The sequence below is a fragment of the Epibacterium sp. HA2-3 genome, assembly GCF_055693725.2.
Genome location: NZ_CM172490.1, coordinates 1,742,669 through 1,761,362, shown reverse-complemented (window position 1 = coordinate 1,761,362; position 18,694 = coordinate 1,742,669). Strand labels below are relative to the sequence as shown.

Annotated in this window: 19 protein-coding genes; 3 read left to right on the top strand and 16 right to left on the bottom strand. The window is 62.2% G+C overall.

The window, feature by feature from the left end; all coding sequences use genetic code 11:
• Positions 1–2: 2 nt before the first annotated feature.
• The 3 genes from tatB to ACZ1HH_RS08195 all read left to right on the top strand — a co-directional run bounded on the left by tatB (position 3) and on the right by ACZ1HH_RS08195 (position 2,408).
• The gene (gene tatB, locus ACZ1HH_RS08205) at positions 3–491 is read left to right on the top strand and encodes a Sec-independent protein translocase protein TatB (RefSeq protein ID WP_472636352.1); all 489 of its coding nucleotides are present in this window, start codon (positions 3–5) and stop codon (positions 489–491) included.
• Positions 488–1,378: a twin-arginine translocase subunit TatC gene (tatC, locus tag ACZ1HH_RS08200; protein WP_472636351.1), complete on the top strand. Its 891-nt coding sequence runs from the start codon at positions 488–490 to the stop codon at positions 1,376–1,378. Before tatB ends, tatC begins: the two co-directional genes overlap by 4 nt.
• 187 nt (positions 1,379–1,565) lie before the next feature.
• A complete protein-coding gene (locus ACZ1HH_RS08195; RefSeq protein ID WP_472636350.1) occupies positions 1,566–2,408 on the top strand; it encodes an ATP-binding protein in 843 nt (280 codons plus the stop codon).
• Positions 2,409–2,546: 138 nt separating this feature from the next.
• On the opposite strand, the gene ACZ1HH_RS08190 is transcribed toward ACZ1HH_RS08195, so the two are convergent.
• The 16 genes from ACZ1HH_RS08190 to ACZ1HH_RS08115 all read right to left on the bottom strand — a co-directional run bounded on the left by ACZ1HH_RS08190 (position 2,547) and on the right by ACZ1HH_RS08115 (position 18,531).
• Entirely contained in the window at positions 2,547–3,827 is a 1,281-nt protein-coding gene (locus ACZ1HH_RS08190; protein WP_472636349.1) for a peptidoglycan DD-metalloendopeptidase family protein, read from the bottom strand.
• A gap of 128 nt (positions 3,828–3,955) precedes the next feature.
• Positions 3,956–4,603, bottom strand: coding sequence for a protein-L-isoaspartate(D-aspartate) O-methyltransferase (locus ACZ1HH_RS08185; protein WP_011539120.1), 648 nt, complete (start codon positions 4,601–4,603; stop codon positions 3,956–3,958).
• Entirely contained in the window at positions 4,600–5,382 is a 783-nt protein-coding gene (gene surE / locus ACZ1HH_RS08180) for a 5'/3'-nucleotidase SurE (RefSeq protein WP_472636348.1), read from the bottom strand. The genes ACZ1HH_RS08185 and surE overlap by 4 nt, the downstream gene beginning before the upstream one ends.
• Before the next feature lie 275 nt (positions 5,383–5,657).
• Positions 5,658–6,305 carry an SDR family NAD(P)-dependent oxidoreductase gene (locus ACZ1HH_RS08175; RefSeq protein ID WP_011539118.1) on the bottom strand — a complete coding sequence of 216 codons (648 nt, stop codon included), beginning with the start codon at positions 6,303–6,305 and terminating at the stop codon, positions 5,658–5,660.
• Between the two features lie 83 nt (positions 6,306–6,388).
• Positions 6,389–6,643 carry a hypothetical protein gene (locus tag ACZ1HH_RS08170; protein WP_011539117.1) on the bottom strand — a complete coding sequence of 85 codons (255 nt, stop codon included), beginning with the start codon at positions 6,641–6,643 and terminating at the stop codon, positions 6,389–6,391.
• A gap of 254 nt (positions 6,644–6,897) precedes the next feature.
• Positions 6,898–7,461 (bottom strand): DUF2199 domain-containing protein, encoded by a 564-nt coding sequence (locus ACZ1HH_RS08165; RefSeq protein ID WP_487320237.1) that lies wholly within the window; start codon positions 7,459–7,461, stop codon positions 6,898–6,900.
• A 175-nt stretch (positions 7,462–7,636) separates the two neighbouring features.
• Positions 7,637–9,157: an amidophosphoribosyltransferase gene (gene purF, locus ACZ1HH_RS08160; RefSeq protein ID WP_011539115.1), complete on the bottom strand. Its 1,521-nt coding sequence runs from the start codon at positions 9,155–9,157 to the stop codon at positions 7,637–7,639.
• A 461-nt stretch (positions 9,158–9,618) separates the two neighbouring features.
• The gene (locus tag ACZ1HH_RS08155; protein WP_472636346.1) at positions 9,619–10,341 is read right to left on the bottom strand and encodes a Hint domain-containing protein; all 723 of its coding nucleotides are present in this window, start codon (positions 10,339–10,341) and stop codon (positions 9,619–9,621) included.
• A 408-nt stretch (positions 10,342–10,749) separates the two neighbouring features.
• Entirely contained in the window at positions 10,750–11,304 is a 555-nt protein-coding gene (locus ACZ1HH_RS08150; protein ID WP_472636345.1) for a CvpA family protein, read from the bottom strand.
• A gap of 43 nt (positions 11,305–11,347) precedes the next feature.
• Complete coding sequence (radA, locus tag ACZ1HH_RS08145; protein ID WP_487320236.1) at positions 11,348–12,712, bottom strand: DNA repair protein RadA; 1,365 nt, start codon at positions 12,710–12,712, stop codon at positions 11,348–11,350.
• Between the two features lie 319 nt (positions 12,713–13,031).
• On the bottom strand, positions 13,032–13,520 hold the full coding sequence (locus ACZ1HH_RS08140; protein WP_472636344.1) for a paraquat-inducible protein A: 489 nt from the start codon (positions 13,518–13,520) through the stop codon (positions 13,032–13,034).
• Positions 13,517–14,221 carry a hypothetical protein gene (locus ACZ1HH_RS08135; protein ID WP_472636343.1) on the bottom strand — a complete coding sequence of 235 codons (705 nt, stop codon included), beginning with the start codon at positions 14,219–14,221 and terminating at the stop codon, positions 13,517–13,519. The genes ACZ1HH_RS08140 and ACZ1HH_RS08135 overlap by 4 nt, the downstream gene beginning before the upstream one ends.
• 36 nt (positions 14,222–14,257) lie before the next feature.
• On the bottom strand, positions 14,258–15,004 hold the full coding sequence (locus tag ACZ1HH_RS08130) for an ABC transporter ATP-binding protein (RefSeq protein WP_472637315.1): 747 nt from the start codon (positions 15,002–15,004) through the stop codon (positions 14,258–14,260).
• A gap of 8 nt (positions 15,005–15,012) precedes the next feature.
• Entirely contained in the window at positions 15,013–15,795 is a 783-nt protein-coding gene (locus ACZ1HH_RS08125; RefSeq protein WP_472636342.1) for an MlaE family ABC transporter permease, read from the bottom strand.
• The gene (alr, locus tag ACZ1HH_RS08120) at positions 15,792–16,829 is read right to left on the bottom strand and encodes an alanine racemase (protein WP_011539107.1); all 1,038 of its coding nucleotides are present in this window, start codon (positions 16,827–16,829) and stop codon (positions 15,792–15,794) included. The genes ACZ1HH_RS08125 and alr overlap by 4 nt, the downstream gene beginning before the upstream one ends.
• A 184-nt stretch (positions 16,830–17,013) precedes the next feature.
• Positions 17,014–18,531, bottom strand: coding sequence for a replicative DNA helicase (locus ACZ1HH_RS08115; protein WP_472636341.1), 1,518 nt, complete (start codon positions 18,529–18,531; stop codon positions 17,014–17,016).
• Positions 18,532–18,694: the final 163 nt, after the last annotated feature.

Here is an 18,694-nt window from a genome sequence, read left to right as displayed (position 1 = left end):
AGATGTTCGATCTTGGCTGGACCGAGCTTCTGGTCATTGGCGTTGTGGCCCTGATCGTGGTCGGGCCCAAGGATCTGCCCAAGTTGTTTCGCAACGTGGGCCGGTTCGTGGGCAAGGCACGCGGCATGGCACGCGAATTCAGTCGCGCGATGGAAGACGCGGCGGATGAGGCGGGCGTCAGTGACATCCAGAAGACGTTTAAAACCGCGACCAACCCGATGGGGTCGGCCATGGATAGCGTCAAACAGGCCACGCGTGATTTGACCGATTCCATCGACCCGACCAAATTCGACCCAGAGAGCGAGACCGGGAAACTGGCTGCTGACCGGGCCGAAAACGCCAAGAAGATCCAGGCCGCCACCGCGCGCGCCGCCGCAGACCGCATGGCGCGGGAAGCTGCAGAGGCCGCGGCCAAGGCCGACGAAGCCGAAGCCGCTCTCTCGGCCACGCCCGCCAGCACGGCATCTTCTGACAGTGAGACCAAGGCATGAGCCAAACAGACGATCTTGACGATTCCACAGCGCCGCTGATCGAGCATCTGGCCGAATTGCGCAGCCGCCTGATCCGGGCGGTCATGGCCTTTGCGGTGGGGATCGTGCTGGCCTTTATGGTGGCCGAACCAATCCTGCAGTTCCTCGTCGCCCCGATCGAGCAGACCCTGAGAGAATTGGGTGATCCTTCCCCGACGCTGCAGTATACCTCGCCGCAGGAGTATCTCTTTACCCTGTTCCGGATCTCGATGGTGTTTGGATTTGCGCTGTCGTTCCCGGTGATCGGCTTTCAACTCTGGCGGTTTGTGGCGCCGGGCCTCTACAAGAGCGAGAAAGGCGCGTTTCTGCCGTTCCTGATTGCCTCGCCCTTCATGTTCCTGCTTGGCGCGTCCTTTGCGCAATTTGTGGTGACGCCACTGGCGATGCAGTTCTTCCTCGGCTTTGCCGATGTGAGCTCGATCTTTGCGGGCCTGTTGTCGCAAGCCACCGGAGGTGACGTGCCTACGGATGTTGCCGTGGTGCCGGAGACATCAGAAGGGGTGAAGATCACATTCTTTGGCAAAGTGAACGAGAGCCTCGATATTACGCTCAAATTCATCATGGCCTTTGGTCTGTGCTTCCAGCTTCCGGTGCTTCTCACCCTGATGGGCAAGGCCGGATTGGTGAGCGCCGAAGGGCTGGGTGGCATGCGTAAATATGCGGTTGTGGCCATTCTGGTGCTGGCCGCGTTGGTGACGCCGCCGGATGTGATCACCCAGATCATTCTCTTTACGGTGGTCTACGGGCTTTATGAGGTGTCGATCTTCCTCGTCGGTCGCGTCGAGAAGAAGCGCGAGGCGCAGCTGCGCGCCGAAGGCTACTATGATGACGAGCTGGACGGCGAATAAGCGCCGGATACACTGAAACCCTTTGAAAAGGCGCGCCCCCTTTGGAGCGCGCCTTTTTCTCTTGTTGTTTGATGTTCACAGGGCGCGTGGGGATTGGCGTCGCCGCACGCGCCCTCGACTGTGCAAGCTCTTGTCGCCATGAGACAATCGTGCTTTGTCAGGGCAGCAAAACGACGTGGAGGACGGCATGGATCAAGAGACACTCACCCGCATTGCCGAGGCGCTGGAGCGGATGGCACCCGCTCCCCAGGCGACGCCGGATTTTTCCGCAGCCTCTGGATTTGTGTGGCATGTTGAGCCGGACCGACTGGAGCCCGTGCCCGAGATCAATCGCGTAGAGCTTGACCTCCTGGTTGGGATTGACCGCTCGCGCGATACATTGCTGGAAAACACGCGCCGTTTTGCCGCCGGGCACGCGGCCAACAATGCGCTCCTGTGGGGCGCGCGCGGGATGGGGAAGTCCTCGCTGGTGAAGGCCATTCATGGCGCTCTGGTGACGGATCATCCTGAGTTGAAGCTCGTCGAGCTGCAACGTGAGGACCTGCCGTCGGTGGCGCGGCTTCTGAACCATCTGCGCGGGGCGCCGTGTCGGTTTATCCTCTTTTGTGACGATCTGTCGTTCAGCCATGACGATCAGCACTACAAAAGCCTGAAGGCTGTGCTGGATGGCGGCATCGAGGGGCGGCCCGAGAATGTGGTGTTCTATGCCACCTCCAACCGACGCCATCTGATGCCGCGCGATATGATCGAGAATGAGCGCTCCTCGGCGATCAACCCCTCCGAGGCGGTTGAAGAGAAAGTCTCGCTCTCGGATCGGTTTGGCTTGTGGCTCGGATTCCATCCCTGCAATCAGGATGCGTATCTCGCGATGATCGAGGGCTATTGCGCCGCCTATGGTGTGACGGTGGATCCTGAGCGGCTGCGTGCCGAAGCGATCGAATGGCAGGCCACGCGCGGCGCGCGCTCGGGCCGCGTGGCCTGGCAGTTCTTTACCGATCTTGCGGGGCGCGAAGGCGTCTCGCTGCGCTGAGGAGGGACCTCTCCCGCCTGTCGCCGTGGCGCAAAGCACCCCGCTCCCGTTGGGCCGGGCGCCGAACCTGGAGGTTCGGCGCGGGGGTTCTTAGGCGCCCGCATCCACAAAGTAGCGGGGCGGGGTGATCGTGGCGGGTTATTGCAGATAGGGCAGAGGGTCGACGCTCTCAAAGCCGTCGCGCACTTCAAAGTGGACATAGGCCTCTTCGGCGCTGCCGCGCAGCTTGGCGATGCTCTGGCCGCGGTTGACCCGATCGCCCTTTTGAACCCGGATCCCATCAACATTGGCATAGACCGACAGAAGATTGCGGTCGTGACGGATCACGATGATCGGCACCTTGTTGGAGTCCGCGGTGATCGCGGCGACGGTGCCAGCCTCTGCGGCCTTCACGGGGCTGCCGGGGGCGGCGGCGATGTCGATGCCGTCGTTCTTGCCCTTGGAGTAGGCGCGAATGATCTTGCCGGTCACCGGATAGGCCATCGCGGCCTCTGATGCGCGGGTGGGCTCTTGGATTTTGACCGTGGGCGTGGGCTCTGTGCGGGCCTCGGCGGCGGGTTTGACATCCTCATCCGGCAGGGGCTGCGTGGCGCTTGGCGGGGTCGGAGTCGCACTGCCCTGACCTGGGGCGGTCACGGCCTCTTGCGTCTCTGCCTTTGGCGGCCGGGCATTGGGATCTTTGAGCGGGATCAGCAGGTACTGGCCTTCGCGGATCGCAAAATCGCTTCCAAGCCCGTTCCATTCCGCCAGCGCCTTGACCGGGATCTGGTAGAGCCGCGCGATCGTATAGGCGGTCTCGCCACGCGTCACCTTGTGGCGCACGGGTTCTGGGCCTGCCTGCACGCGCGTGGGTGCGGGTTTGCTGGGGGCGTTCTGCAGCGTGGTGGTGGTCACGGAGCCCGGATTGGGCGAGGTCGAGGGGGCGCTGTCAATGGCGCTGCCTGCAAGCGAGGCGATATCCACGCCGCCGGGCGAAGCGGTGCCACTACGCGCAGAGGTCTCGGGCGCGCGGCGGGGCAGGACGAGCACCTCACCTTTGCGCAGGGGGTCGGTGGTCTCCACGCCGTTGAAACGCGCGACCTCGACCGCGGGCAGCCCGACGCGCCCGGCGAGATCCGCAACCGTGTCGCCATTGCGCGCGACTGCAACCTGATAGGACGGGTAGGTGATCAGCCCCCGACTGTCGGGCGCTGGGCGGTTTTCGGTGGCGGTCTGCGCGGCCCTTGTGGTGTTGAAGGCGCCAAGCTGGCCCCGCAGATCATAGTCGAGCGGCTCGGTACAGGCGGCTGCCAGCAGCACCAGCGGCAGTAGGGCAATCGAAGGTCGCAGGCGCGATGCGCCACTCGATGCGGACGAGGACCGGGGAAAAGGCAGCGGGATCGGGCGGATCGTGCGGAAGACCTTCGGCGTGCGGGTCATATCTCTTGCTCTCCTCAAATGGCGTCCCCGTTCTGGCGGAGACTTTGACGGCGGCGGCGTATCTGGCGGCCCGGGCCTGAACCGGGTCTCTGCGCCGCGCGACGGGGCTCTCTCCGAAATAAGGCAGCTCAGGTGTCTTTTCCAAGCCCTTCCAGCAGAGGAACAAAGCGCACGGGGCGCAATTCGTCATATTCCAGCCCATTTTCGGTCTTTCGGACGCGGATCAGGGTCTGGACCGCATCCGATTGGCCCACCGGGACCACCATGATGCCGCCGACCTTCAACTGCGCCAAGAGCGGGCCGGGGGGATCTTCGGCAGCGGCGGTGACGATGATTCGATCAAACGGCGCCTGATCCGGCATGCCATGGCTGCCATCGCCCACCAGGGATGTGATATTGGACAAGCTCATTTGCTGGAACACCTGCCGAGCCTCGCGCACAAGGCGTCCGTGGCGGTCGACGGTATAGACCCGGCGCGCCAGCTTGGCGAGGATCGCCGCCTGATAGCCCGAGCCGGTCCCCACCTCGAGCACGGTGTCGCGGGGATTGACCTGCAGCGCCTGAGTCATCAGGCCCACAACGGAGGGCTGCGAAATCGTCTGGCCACAGGCAATCGGCAGCGGCACATCCTCATAGGCGCGTTCCGAAAAAATGCCGCGCAGGAACAGGCCGCGATCCACGGCCTCCATGGCTTCCAGAACGGCAGCTTCGGTGACCCCGCGCGAGCGCAGGGCAAAGAGAAACTGCATCTTGGTTTGCGCGTCCGGCCCGCTCATTCGATCGCCTTCAAGGCCTCCACAGCGTCATGCGCAGTGAGATCCGCGCGCATGGGAGTGACAGAGATGAACCCGTCGAGGTTTGCCGCCGCGTCCGTTTCCGGCGCGGTGGATACCTGCTGGTCGCCGCCCTTCACCCAGATGAAGCGCTTGCCGTTGGGGGAGAACTGCTCTTCTGCGGAGAAGCGCTTGCCACTGCGGCAGCCCTGGGTGGTGACTTTGATGCCCTTCACAGCCCCGGCGGCCACGGGAGGGAAGTTGATGTTGTAAAAGAGCCGGTAGGGGCTGTCGTTCTGCGGCGTGGCGGACAGGAGTTTGCGCACCACCTCCGCGCCATGTGCACGCGCGGCCTCAAAGGGGTTCTCCAGGTCGCGATTGCCGCTGCCGTAATATTGCGAAAGCGCCATTGCGGGCACGCCCTGAAGGGCGCCCTCCATCGCGCCGCCAAGGGTGCCTGAATACAGGGCGTTTTCGGCAGAGTTGTTGCCCCGGTTTACCCCCGAAAGGATCAGGTCCGGCGGGGTGTCCTTCATCACCACATGAAGGGCCGCGAGAACACAGTCGGCCGGCGAGCCCTCGGCGGCAAATCGGCGGGGTCCAAGCTCGGAGAGGATCGAGGGGTGGGTGTAGCTGATGCAATGGCCAACGCCGGATTGTTCGAAGGCGGGTGCGACGATCCAGACTTCGCCCTTGGGGCCGGCCAGCTCAGTTGCGATCTGTTCAAGGACCGCCAGCCCCGGCGCGCTGATGCCGTCGTCATTGGTGACCAGAATGCGCATTTTGACCCCTTGCATGTCTGCGAAATTTTCAGGTTTCGATGCCAGGGCGCCGGTCGAACGGGCCGTGGCAGTTGCGCCCTGAATAGGTGGCGGGGCGCTGCAGGGCAAGGCTTTTGCCTGCACCCCATATTGAGCGCGCCAACCGGTGTGACCAATTCACCCGAGGGAGCAAGGGCCCGAGTGCGGGCAGGGTGGAGGCAGGCGGGATGAGAGCCGGGGCGCTGCCCCGGACCCCGGGATATTTGGTGTTAGAAGAAAGAGCCGGTTGGCGCCCGTCAGGGGGCGAGGATGTCAGTCAGAAGCGCCTTTGCAGCCTCCGCCGGAGGCGTCAGGGGCGTGCGATCCTCGCCGGGGAAGAAGCGGGCGCGCAGGGCCGTCGGCATGGCCGGGGGTGTCAGCAGTTTGACATGCGGGCCGGTGCGGATGGTTTCCTGCTGCCAGCTGCGCACCAAGGCGATCTGGGCGGCTTTGGTGGCGCCATACGCGCCGAAGAACTTCTCGCCCGCGCGCGGGTCGTCGAAGAACACCGCCGTGCCGTCCTGCCCAAGAAGCGGCGCCACATAGGGAACCAGCACCGAAGGCGCGGTGGCGTTGACGCTGACGGATTTCTGCCAGTCCTTTGGCGCCACATGGTGAGCCGGGCTGAGGGGGGCGGCATGGATTGCGGTATGGAGCCACAGATCCAGCTTGCCCCAGCGGTCAAAGATGCCACGGCAGAGGGTGGCCATCGCCTCGGGGACCGTGATGTCCATGGGGGCCAGCGTCGCGGAACCGCCTGCGGCCTGGATGCGGTCGTCCAGCTCTTCGAGCGCGCCCGTGGTGCGGGCGACGGCGATGATGTGGTGGGTGGGCGCAAGCGCCTCTGCCAGGGCGGCACCGAGGCCGCGCGAGGCCCCGGTGATAAGGGCGATTTTATCGGTCATGGGCGCTTACATGCGGCGGCGCCGCGCCGGGGTCAAGCCCCATGATCACAGCGGCGCAGCCGGGGCGCGCCGATGCGCCTGCGTTAATCCACGAGCATCGGCAGGCGACCGATCTCGCCGCGCCGCTCGATCAGGAGGCCTGCGGCATCAATGGCCATGATCCGCCCAAGGCTGATGCGTTCCCCGGCCTGGACGGTCTGCACCCGTCCCGAGCCATGGCGCACAAGCGCCTGCATGTTGCCCTCGGAACCAAAGAGGCCAATTACGGAGAGATTGCGATCTGGCAGCGCGTCCTTCTGGGTTGCGAGCGCTGCGACGTTGGAGTCTGCGTTTGACATTGTGTGCCTGGTGGCGTGGCCGGGGGCGGAAATTGCGATCCCGGACACACATGCTGTGAGGTGTGAGTGGTGGTCAAATACAACGGACGCCAGCTAGCAGTCGTGCGCGGCGAGGAAAAGTGGGGATCGACGCAGTGAGCAAGCCTCAGCCGATGTCCGGGCGGCAATGCGCAAAAAGGAGCCGGATATTCACGGGGCAGGCTGCTGGGCGCTGTGTCCTGGTCTGTCGGTTGCGCCCGTGGGGGCGCGGTGCATCAAGAATCGTAGACCAGCGAGGCGAGGTCGTGGCCGTAGGCGTGCAGAAAGGTCAGCAACTCTTCGAGGTTCAGGCCAAGCTCCTGCATCCGCGCGAGATCGTGATTGACCTCGGAGACCTGAAGCTCCGGGTATTGCCCATCGGGGCGCATGTGCAGCATGCAGGCCAGGGGGCCGTTGCTGTCTGGCGGGATCTGGTTGGACAGCCACGCCGGACGGCTGCCCATGCTCTCGGTTTCACGGAGTTCGAAGAGGTCGAGATATTCGTTAAAGACCTCTTCGTTCACCCCGGCCCAAGTGCCGAGAATGAACTCTTCACCGCGCGAATCCGCTAGCGGAATTGCCAACACTGCCCGCAGGAACCGCAGGGTGCCGAAACGGCAGAAATCCTCTGTCAGCACGTCGCCCTCGGTGACGAAAACGGCCGTGTTGTCCTGCAATTCGAGATCGCCCGGCACGATGTCCGGCCGGTCGCAGGAGAGGCTGAGAAGCTGGGCAAAGGTCGCGCCGCAGCAGCGGCACTGACGCGAAGAGCTCAGCATGCGGGCAAGATGCGCGTCCAAGAAGGCGCCCCTTTCGAAGGTCAAATAGACAATGGCGCCGACCTGTTGGGATCAGCGCCATCAAGATGTGTTGGCCCCCCTTACGCCTGTTGGCGCAGACTTGCAATCACTGCGCCCGCACAGGCGCATGACGGCTGCGTGACGGGCGCAGATCCGCGCATGGGGGGCTCAGGGCTCAGGTGGCCAGCGTTGCGCCGTTCCAGGATGCGCCTGCGTCGGGCATGTCCTTGATTTTCTTGGTCACGCGGGTGCTGGTTTCGAGCGTGTTGAGGTAGTCCTCGCTGACCGAGCCGGTGACATACTCGCCGTCAAAACACGAACAATCAAAGGCTTCGATGTCCGGGTTTCCACCTTTGGCGGCCCAGATCAGGTCCTCGAGGTTCTGATAGAACAGCTCATCCGCACCCAACTCCTCACGAATCTCCTCGATCGAGCGCCCGTTGGCCACCAGTTCGTGTTTGGTGGGCATGTCGATGCCATAGACATTGGGGTATTTCACCGGCGGCGAAGCGGAGGCGATATAGACCTTCTTGGCACCGGCCTCGCGACACATCTGCACGATCTTCTTGATCGTATTGCCCCGCACGATGGAGTCATCAATGAGCAGGATGTTGCGGTCCTGCATCTCGCGCGGGATCGCGTTCAATTTGCGGCGCACGGATTTCTGGCGTTCTTCTTGCCCGGGCATGATGAATGTTCGGCCCACATAGCGGTTTTTCACCAGCGCCTCGCGGTAGCGGATGCCGGTGATGTTGGAGACCTCAAGTGCCACGGGGCGGGCGCTGTCTGGCACCGGGATGATGGCGTCGATGTCGAGGCCGGATGCCTCAATCTGCTTGGCGAGTGTCTGCCCCATGCGGATCTGGGTTTTATATACCGAGATCCCGTCCAAGAGGCTGTCGGGGCGGGCGAGGTAGACATATTCGAAGATACAAGGGGTAAGCTTGCCTTCGACCGCCTGGAACTCATGCTTGTTGCCGTCAAGATCGACGAGGATGGCCTCGCCGGGTTTGAGGTCCCGCAGTTTTTCAAAGCCGTTGATGCCAAAAGCCACATCCTCGGAGGCAAAGGCATAATCATTGCCCTCACCCTCGGCTTCGCGTTGGGCCACGGAGAGCGGGCGGATGCCATGGGGGTCGCGGAAGGCCAGCATGCCGACTCCGGCGATGAGGCAGATCACGGAATAGGCGCCCTGGACGCGCTCCATGGTCATTTTCACACCGGCAAAGATGTTGCGGATCGGATCCGCGTTGCCATTGACCTTGATCGCGTCAGCCACCTTATCCGCCAGCACGTTGAGCAGGATCTCGGAATCCGAGGTGGTGCGCAGGTGGCGGCTGTATTTGCCGGTGACCTTTGCGCGCTGCTCTTCGGTGTTGGTGATATTGCCGTTGTGGACCAGGTAGATCCCATAGGGTGCGTTCACAAAAAACGGCTGCGCCTCGGCGGCCGAGAGCGAACCTGCGGTGGGGTAGCGCACATGGCCCATCCCGACACGGCCTTGCAGGGTCTCGGCGTCTTTGGCACCAAAGACGTCCTTCACCAGACCGTTGGCCTTGCGTTCGCGAAAGAACCCATCGCCGTAGGTGACGATGCCTGACGCATCCTGACCGCGATGCTGCAGCATCAGCAGCCCGTCATAGAGTTCCGCAAACACTTGTTCGTTTCTGCTTGCGATGCCCAAGATACCGCACATGGCGAGGCTCCAATATAATCGTTCGAGTGGCTTACAGCCCGAAGGCCGCGGCGTGAGATGTCGGGGCGCAGAGGCCAACGACAATGGCCGCAACAGGGGATGCTGGGCCGTGATCTGGGGAAGTTCTCGTGAACGGGGCGACAGGATCAGAAGGGTGCAGCGCGGCGCGCAGGCGGGCTGCACTATGGCTGTGGGGGGCCAGAGGGGCAGAACCTGCCGCACACAACTGGCGGCACAGGTCGGCTGAGTACTGGGTCAACACAGGGGCTTTGGCTCCGAATCCTGTCGAACAGTGACGGCCCTCACATAGGCGGTCTGACAGGCGTTGTCATCAAAGGATCACAAGTTCGGGCTGGAACGGGGCAGGATTCCCCGGAAAAGACGCAGGAGGTGCCCATGGGATAGGCTGGACAGCGTGCGCTGTCAGGCAGGGCGCGTGACAGGATGCGCGCCGCTCGCGCTCAGGCGGCGTAGCGGCCAAAGAGCAGGTCGATGGGGTCAAAGGCCGGTGCCGGTGCCGCCTCAACGCCAAAGAAGTCTGCATCTTCTGCGTCTTCGTCGATCTCCGCGTCGATCTCGTAGGTCTCGGTTGCCTCGATGCGGCCGGCTTCGACAATCTGGCGGGTCTCTGCCAGATCCAGGAGTTCATAGAAGCCTTCGGTCTCTGCTTCGGCTGCGTTCAGCACCATGCCGCCTTCACACCAAACCAGCTCTTCTTCGGCGCATTCGATGTGAATACGCGCCAGACGTTCGGGCAGGGCGGTGGTGATGCCGTTGTAGCCGATCAGGGCCACCAGCTTCGCGGTCACGACGGGCAGGTCAAAGAGATCGAGCGCAAGATCGCCCTCAATGGCAACGATGGCGTCAGAAGGCAGCTCGAGCGCGGCGTCATTGCCAAGCGCACCGGCAGGTACATGCACCATTGCCGTCAGACGCGGCACCGAGTGGCGCACATTCACAACTTCGCGTAGGCCGCCGTCAAAGGTCTGCACCATGTCGCCGGGGCGCAGGGCGCGGGCCTGTTTGAAACCGGAACCGGTCTCGATCAGCGTGCCGGGCAGCACTCCACCGTTCTGAGGGCGCAGGCGGGCGTTTGCCTGTGCCTCTGCGTCGCCTGAACGCAGGTCCAAAAGCAGGTCAACCGGCTGGTAGTCCGTAAACGCGGTGGTGTGATCCAACAGCATGTCCCAATGTCCCTTCTGAGAGCGGCGAGGCTTTTTGCCTTCGTTGATCTCAATTGGCCCCCGAATTGGGACAAGAATGGGGCAGGCTTGGGACGGTTTCGGTACCAGATGCCTTTTGAGACCCGAAAATCGCAGCAAACCCCAAAGGTTAACGCGCGTTCTGGGGGTAATTAAGAAGTTATTAACAGTTTTTGCAGGATTCCGACCCCTGCGCCGAGATGTTTAGAATCGATTCTTCTTTATTAACGGAGTGTTAATCGCTTGCGCGCTCGCGTTAACACATTTGTCGGTCTGAGGATAACTCTGTGAACAGATTGAACGGTCCCCTGAAAGGGCAGCATGCACTTTCGCAAATGCAAAAAGGGCGCCCGAATTGGACGCCCTCTCAAACTCGGTAGATGATGTCTCTCAGATACCGCAGGAGACGATCAACTCTTCATACTTCTGCGTTACCCAGCCCAGCGCTTGCTCGGGGTTTTGCTCTTCGACCTTGCCGATGACCTGGTTGAAGACCGCAGCCGAGCGGCTCTCATCCACGATGGTAAAGCTCTGCCCGGTCATGATGACGTTGTAGACAAAGAAGCCAATCACTACGAGCAGGATGCCGCGCAGGACGCCAAAGAAGAACCCAGCACCATTGTCGAGACCACCCAGTGCGGAACGCTGCACCAGCCCCGCCAGCAGCGGCGTGAAGAACGACACGACGATCAGGGCGATGGCAAAGACGGCAAAGAATGCCGCGATCATCGACAGCTCACAGCTGTCCGCGATGAAATCCCCCACAACAGGGATCTCAGCCATCAGAGGCTCTGCTTGCGGTGCGAACATATAGGCCAGCACACCAGCGGCGACCCAGCCGATGATGGCCATGACTTCGCGGACAAAGCCGCGTGCATAGGCAAGAAGCGCCGATACAACGATAACCAGCGCCACTGCGCCGTCGATAATGGTGAAACCTTCCATGTCCCTCGCCTGTTTGCCCGCGAAATATAACTTGAGTGGCCTTTTAGCCTGCTCCGAAATATTCGCCAACAAATCCTGTGAGGTCGGCGGCCGGGCGCAGGGTCAGGCCGGGGACAGAAACAGTTTTGCCACCGCTCGGAGCGATCGCTGCCGTGAAACCAAGTTTTTGCGCTTCTTTCAACCGGTTTTCGGTCTGAGGGGCCGGTCTGAGCGCGCCAGATAGAGATATTTCGCCAAATATTGCCGTATCGGCGGGCAGGGCGGTGTCCTCGCGTGCACTAAGGAGGGCGGCCGCCACCGCCAGGTCGGCCGCGGGTTCAGAGATTTTCATGCCGCCCGCAACATTGAGATAGACATCAAGCCCGGCAAAAGGAATGCCACAGCGCGCCTCCAGAACGGCGAGGATCATCGCAAGGCGCGAGCTGTCCCAGCCCACCACAGCGCGGCGGGGCTGCGAATGGGGCGAGGGCGCCACCAGCGCCTGCATTTCCACGAGGACCGGACGGGTGCCCTCGATACCGGCAAAGACCACCGACCCGGGCGAAGGCTGGCCGCGTTCGGACAGAAACAGGGCCGAAGGGTTCACCACCTGCGCCAGCCCGCCGCCGGTCATCTCAAAGACGCCAATCTCGTCGGCAGGCCCAAAGCGGTTCTTGACCGCGCGCAGAATGCGGAACTGATGGCCGCGCTCGCCCTCGAAGTACAAGACCGTGTCGACCATATGTTCGACCACGCGAGGCCCGGCGATCTGGCCTTCCTTGGTGACATGGCCCACCATGATGATGCTGACACCATTGGTCTTGGCAAAAGTGGTCAGCTCATGGGCTGCGGCGCGCACCTGACTGACGGATCCCGGCGCACTGTCCACATTGTCGGCCCACATGGTCTGGATCGAATCGATAATGGCCAGCTGGGGTTTTTCCGCCTCAAGCGTGGTGAGAATATCGCGCAGGTTGGTTTCCGCCGCGAGCTTTACAGGGGCTTGTGCCAGTCCCAGACGCTGGGCGCGCATCCGTACCTGCGCCGAGGCTTCCTCTCCCGAAACATAAACCGTCTTCAGGCCTGCGTGTGCAAATTGCGCCGCAGCTTGCAACAGCAGCGTGGATTTGCCGATCCCGGGATCGCCCCCCACGAGGATGGCCGACGCATCGACCAGGCCGCCTCCAAGGACGCGATCAAGCTCTGCCACACCACAAAGGGTGCGCGGAGGAGGCGTCTCTTGCGTGGCCAGATCGCTCAGCACCAGCCGCTTGCCGCGCATGGCCCCCAGTGATTTCTTGGCCGGCCCTCCAGAGCTCAGCCCCTTGTCTTCGGAAATCGTATTCCACTCACCGCAGCCCTCGCAGCGACCGGACCATTTGGAATAGGAGGCCCCGCAGGCGGAGCAGGAGAATGATGTCTTTGCCATGGGGGATCAGTGGCAGATGTTTCTGGTTTGTTCAAGTCCGGCCAATCTTCTTCTAACACAAAATATCCCGGGGGAGGCCCAGAGGGCCGGGGGCAGCGCCCCTTTTTCCCCGCATATGGGTGGGGCTCCCGCCCGTCGTACGATCATCAAAAGATGATCGTCTCCCGTTGGGCCGCGCGCCGCTTGCGCGGCGCGAAGGGGCTGCTGAGAAGCTGTTCAGGGGCAGGTCTGCCCTGAACGCGCCTTGTCCAGCCTGAATGCGAGTCGTCTGCGCCTCAATGATCTGCGACCGCGCGGGGCGCGGCGGCCCGCTGGGCCGTCATTGACCCGCCGCCGACTCGCGTCTGATCTGGCGGTCCGTCACAATCGAAAGAATGATGGAGGCGAGGATGCAGGCGGTGAAGAGATACATGCCCCATGCGACCTCGATGGTGGCGTAGCTGATGCCCTTTGCAAGCGTGATATAAAGCGCAATCAAGAAGACATCGGCCATCGCAAGCTTGCCGAGGATTTTCAGCACAGGAAGGCTGCGCGCATCCAATAAGCGGAACTGCACCAAGGCAAGGCCGATGGTTTTGAGATAGGGCGCGAAGAGCGCAAAGACCGTGACCACCAGCGCCAGCACGATGTCACTGTCCCAGAGGCTCTGAAGGCCGGTGAGCACGGAGATTTCCGACAGGCCGAAGATCGGCAGGAGGCCCGCCCGCAACAGAGGTGCAAACCACGCGACGGGATAGAGGATCAGCAGGGCGAGATTGGTGAGGCGAAGGAAAAGAAGCGTTTTGCCCTGCGCACTGGCTGCAGTCATGGAAGCCGACACTTCAGGTCCTCCGTATCAAAGCTGTTTTGCGCGCCGGATTTTGAGCCGACAACCCGTCCGGCCACGATGATCGCGGTTTCGGTCTTTGTGCAAGTGCGTTTCTCATTCGCTGCCAGCACACTGTTGTAGATCCTCAGGCCCAGAAGCCCGCAGCCCACAGCCAGAACAGCGCCCGTGACGTAGGAACGGCAGCGATTGCGGACATGTGATGGGGCCACTGACGGCGCGTCGGAGGTTTGGGCAATCGCCTCATTTGGTTCGGTGGCCGATGGATCGTTGCGCAAACATGAACCGATTGCGGCTGCGACGAGCATGCCCACAAAAGCAACCAATACGGAATGGGTGCTGTAGCCAGACCTCAGGACGTTCTGAGTGTCGCCCTCAAAGAAAAGCGCCATACCTGCCAGAAGATAAAGCGTTGCCGCAATCGCAAGGGCGAAGAACACAAACGATAAGCCGCGCGCATGGCTCGCAAGTCCCAAGAGCCGCACAAGGCCCCATATCAAGTGGCTGAATGCTGCAATGAGGGCGACGTAAACCCAGAGGATAGCTTCGACAATTGGGGCAAGTACAGGTGGTAGCAATTCTGCCATCAGGCTGACTAGGGCTGCAAACAAGCCGAGTATGCCGTTGATGATTGGTGCAAGTATCGCGGCGAGCATATCGCCAAGCAATACGTTCAAATTCACAAATAAAACTCTTTGTAGAATGGGACAAACGCTGTTCTACCGCACCGCCTCGATCGGGCCCTCCGCGCTGCCGGAGATGAATTGCTCCACGTAGGGGTCGCCCGAATTGTCCATCTCCGCCACCGGACCCGTCCAGCGGATCTTGCCGCCGTGCAGCATGGCGACATTGTCGGCAATCGCACGCACCGAAGTCATGTCGTGGGTGATGGTCATGGCGGTGGCGCCCATCTCCACCACGATTTCGCGGATGAGGTCATTGATGACGCCGGACATGATCGGGTCAAGCCCGGTGGTGGGCTCGTCAAAAAAGATGATCTCGGGCTCTGCGGCAATAGCACGGGCAAGACCGACGCGCTTTTGCATGCCGCCCGACAGCTCGGCGGGCAGGCGGTCGGCCACATCGGGCTTCAGGCCCACGCGGCGAAGTTTCTCGATCGCGATCTCGCGCGCCTCGTCACGGGGCCGGGCGAGGCTGCCGCGCAACAGGCGAAAGGCGACATTTTGCCAGACCGGCAGCGAGTCAAACAGCGCGCCGCCCTGAAACAACATGCCAAAGCGCGACAGGAACACATCGCGGTCGCCTTGGCCGACGGGCTTTCCATCCACACGGATCTCGCCTGAGTCTGGTTCAATGAGGCCGAGCACACATTTCAGCGCCACGGATTTCCCGGTGCCGGAGCCGCCGATGATGACCAGCGAGGAGCCCTTGGCGACCTCCAGATCCACACCACGCAATACAGCGTTTGAACCAAAGGCCTTGGCGACCTCGCGCATTTCGATCATCGGATGGGTCATAGCGAGAAAAACACCCCCGTGAGCACGAAGTTGGCTGCAAGGATCAGCACGGCGGCGGCCTCGACCGAGCCCTTGGTCGCACGCCCGACACCTTGTGCGCCGCGGCCCGATTGCATGCCGTAGTAGCATCCCATGAGGGCGGCGATAGTGCCGAAGGCTGCGCCCTTCACGAGGGAGGAGACGATGTCGCGCAGCTCAAGAAAGTCGACTGTGTTCTTGAGGTAGGCGGCGGCGTTGAAATCCAGGGTTTCGGTGGCCACCACATAGCCGCCCATGATGCCGATGATGTCTCCGACGCCGACCAGAACCGGCACCGTGATGAGGGCGGCAAGCACGCGCGGGGCGACAAGGTATTTCATCGGATTGGTCGAGAGCGTTACCAGCGCGTCGATTTGCTCGGTCACACGCATCGTGGCGATTTCGGCGGCAATGGACGAGGTCACGCGCGCCGCAATCATCAGACCCACCAGGACCGGACCAAGCTCGCGCACCATGCCGATGGCAACAATCTGCGGCACCACGGCCTCGGCGTTGAAACGCGCACCGCCCGCATAGATCTGGAGCGCCAGCGCGCCGCCGGTAAAGATCGCGGTCAGCGCCACCACCGGCAGGCTGAGCCAGCCCACCTGCAACAGCGCATTTGCCAATTCGCGCGGGTAAAAGGGCGGACGCAGCATGTGGCTGAAGGTTGAGGCGGCAAAGCGCGTGATCCGCCCGAGGGCGGCGAGGCGGCCCAGCGATGCGCGGCCGATCATCCCAAGGGCGGAGGTGGGGGTCATGCGCTGTAGGTCCTCGCATAGCGGTTGCCGAGCGAGGTCAGGACCTCATAGCCGATGGTATCAGCGGCGTTTGCCAGCACATCCACGGTCTGCGTCTCATTCATGAGGCTCAGGTAGGGCGGCACTTCGGCCAGGTCGGTGACATCGACGGTGATGAGATCCATCGAGATCCGACCCACCACGGGGCAGGGGGTGCCGCCCGCATAAGCCATGATCCCCTGTCGCTGGAACGCCCGGTGCAGCCCGTCGGCATAGCCGCCGGCAATGGTGGCGATCTTGCTGTCGCGCTGCGCAATCCAGGTGTTGCCGTAGCCGACGCTCTCGCCCGGGGCGAGGTCGCGCACCTGAATCACCGGCACCTCAAGCTCGACCACGGGCAGCGCATCGGCGTAGGGTGCGCCCCCATAAAGCCCGATGCCGGGACGGCAGAGATCAAAGTGGTAGTCGCGCCCCAGCAGAAGGCCGCCAGTGGCCGCGAGCGAGCGGGGGATATTGAGCCCCTCGGTCATCTCGATGAAATTCTTGAGCTGATAGGCGTTCATGCCGTGGCCCGGCTCGTCCGAGCAGGCCAGATGCGACATCAAGAGGACGGGGTTTTGATCGAGGGCAATGTCGCGCACGGCCATCCATTCGGCGGCCTCCATCCCGAGCCGGTTCATGCCGCTGTCGAGCTGGACGCCAAAGGGGTGACCCGGCAGGCTCTCGAAATGGCGCAGCATCTGATCCAGCGAGTTGAGCATCGGCGTCAGCTGGAAGTCACGCAGGAGTTTTGCGTCGCCCTCCATATGACCTGCAAAGACCGAAATACCCGGGCCGGGTCCAAGCGCGCGCCTGAGCGCAATGCCTTCTTCGGCGATGGCGACAAAGAAATTGCGCGCGCCTGCCTGTGCCAGCGCCTTGCCGACGCGGCCGGATTCCAGACCATAGCCATTGGCCTTGACCACCGCTGCGGTCTCGCAGTTGGTCTTGGCATCCAGATTGCGCCAGTTGATCGCCAGCGCATCCAGATTGATTTTTAAACGTGCCGTACTCATGGCTTGTTCATGACACGGAGGGCCGGAGGGTCAAGGGGGAAACCGCATCCTGCTCTGCTTTGGGCAGCGGATCGCGCGTGTCATGCACCTACAGGTGGGGACGCTGCCCCGGCCTGATGGGCCTCCCCCGAGGTATTGAGGAAAAGATGAAGGGGGCCGGTGGCCCGGCGCCCCTTTTGTGCCCTTAATAGCCGTCGGGTTGCTGCTGCCAGGCTTTGGCGAGGTTGCCAAAGCGCGTGAACTGCGCCTCGAACGAAAGTTCGACCGTGCCAATGGGGCCGTGACGCTGTTTGCCGACGATGACTTCGGCCTTCGCGTGCAAGCGTTCCATCGCCTGTTTCCACTCTTCCATCTTGTCGAGCTCGTGATCGCCCGGTTTTTCGCGTTCTTTGTAGTATTCTTCGCGGAACACGAACATGACCACGTCGGCGTCCTGTTCGATCGAGCCCGATTCCCGCAGGTCGGAGAGCTGCGGGCGTTTGTCCTCGCGGCTTTCGACCTGACGGGAGAGCTGCGACAGGGCGATGACGGGGATGTTGAGTTCCTTGGCGATGGCTTTCATGCCCATCGAGATCTCGGCAATCTCGTTCACGCGGTTGTCGGACATGCCGCGGCAGAGCTGCAGGTAGTCGATCACCAGAAGGTCGAGCCCATGGGTCCGTTTCAGGCGGCGGGCGCGGGCGGCCAGCTGTGAGATCGGGATCGCGGGCGTATCGTCGATAAAGAGCGGGCAGCTTTCCAGATCCTTGGCGGCTTGGACGAACCGGCGGAACTCTTCTTCGGTCATGTCACCCTGGCGGATCTTGTGCGAGGAGATCTCTGACGCTTCGGCCAGGATCCGGCCTGCCAGCTGTTCGGCGGACATCTCGAGCGAGAAGAAGCCCACAACGCCGCCGTCGACCGCGCCTTCGGTGCCATCCTGTTTGAGGCCGCGCCGATAGGCTTTGGCGACGTTGAAGGCGATATTGGTGGCAAGCGAGGTTTTCCCCATCGAGGGGCGTCCCGCAAGGATCAGCAGGTCCGAAGGGTGCAAGCCCCCCAGCTGTTTGTCGAGATCATCCAGCCCGGTAGAGATCCCGGCCATGCCGCCGCCGCGCTGGTAGGCCTCATTGGTGACATTCACGGCCTCGGTGACAGCGCGCAGGAAGGATTTGAACCCCTGTTCGGTCTGGCCCTGTTCGGCCAGCTGGTAGAGCGACTGTTCGGCCTCGACGATCTGTTCCTTGGGTTCGGAGGCGACATCGACGCGGCGGGCTTTTTCCGCGATGGTCTGGCCAAGCGCGATGAGTTCGCGCCGGATCGCCAGATCATAAATCATCTGTGCATAGTCGCGCACCGCAAAGGCAGAGATCGACGCCGAGGCCAGCTTGGCGAGATAGGCGGGGCCGCCCAATTCTTTAAGGCCCTGATCGTCCTCCATGAAGGCCTTGAGCGTCACTGGCGAAGCCAGCGCGTTCTTGGAGATCCGGGCCGCGGCCACCTCGTAGATCCGGGCGTGGACCGGGTCGTAGAAATGCGAGGAATTTATGATCGAGGCGACTTTGTCATAGACGTCATTGTTGGTGAGAATTGCCCCCAGCAGTTGCTGTTCCGCCTCGACGGAATGGGGCAATTCTGTTGCCTGCGCTTCATCTGCCGCACCGCGCGCGTCCGGTGACGCTGGCGGCTGTGGATCGCCGTTGAAAGAGGTGATCTCGTTCATGATTGCTCTCTTTTGATAGGCTCGTGTTTTACGCTGGAAACTGCCCCGAATACCATCTGGAAATCCCTGTGGATCGTTTGAGGATAACCGCAGAGGTCGATGTGGGCAATTTTTGATAAAATCGCCTGAAGGGGACATTTTCTCCGCATATTGTGTGTCAAAC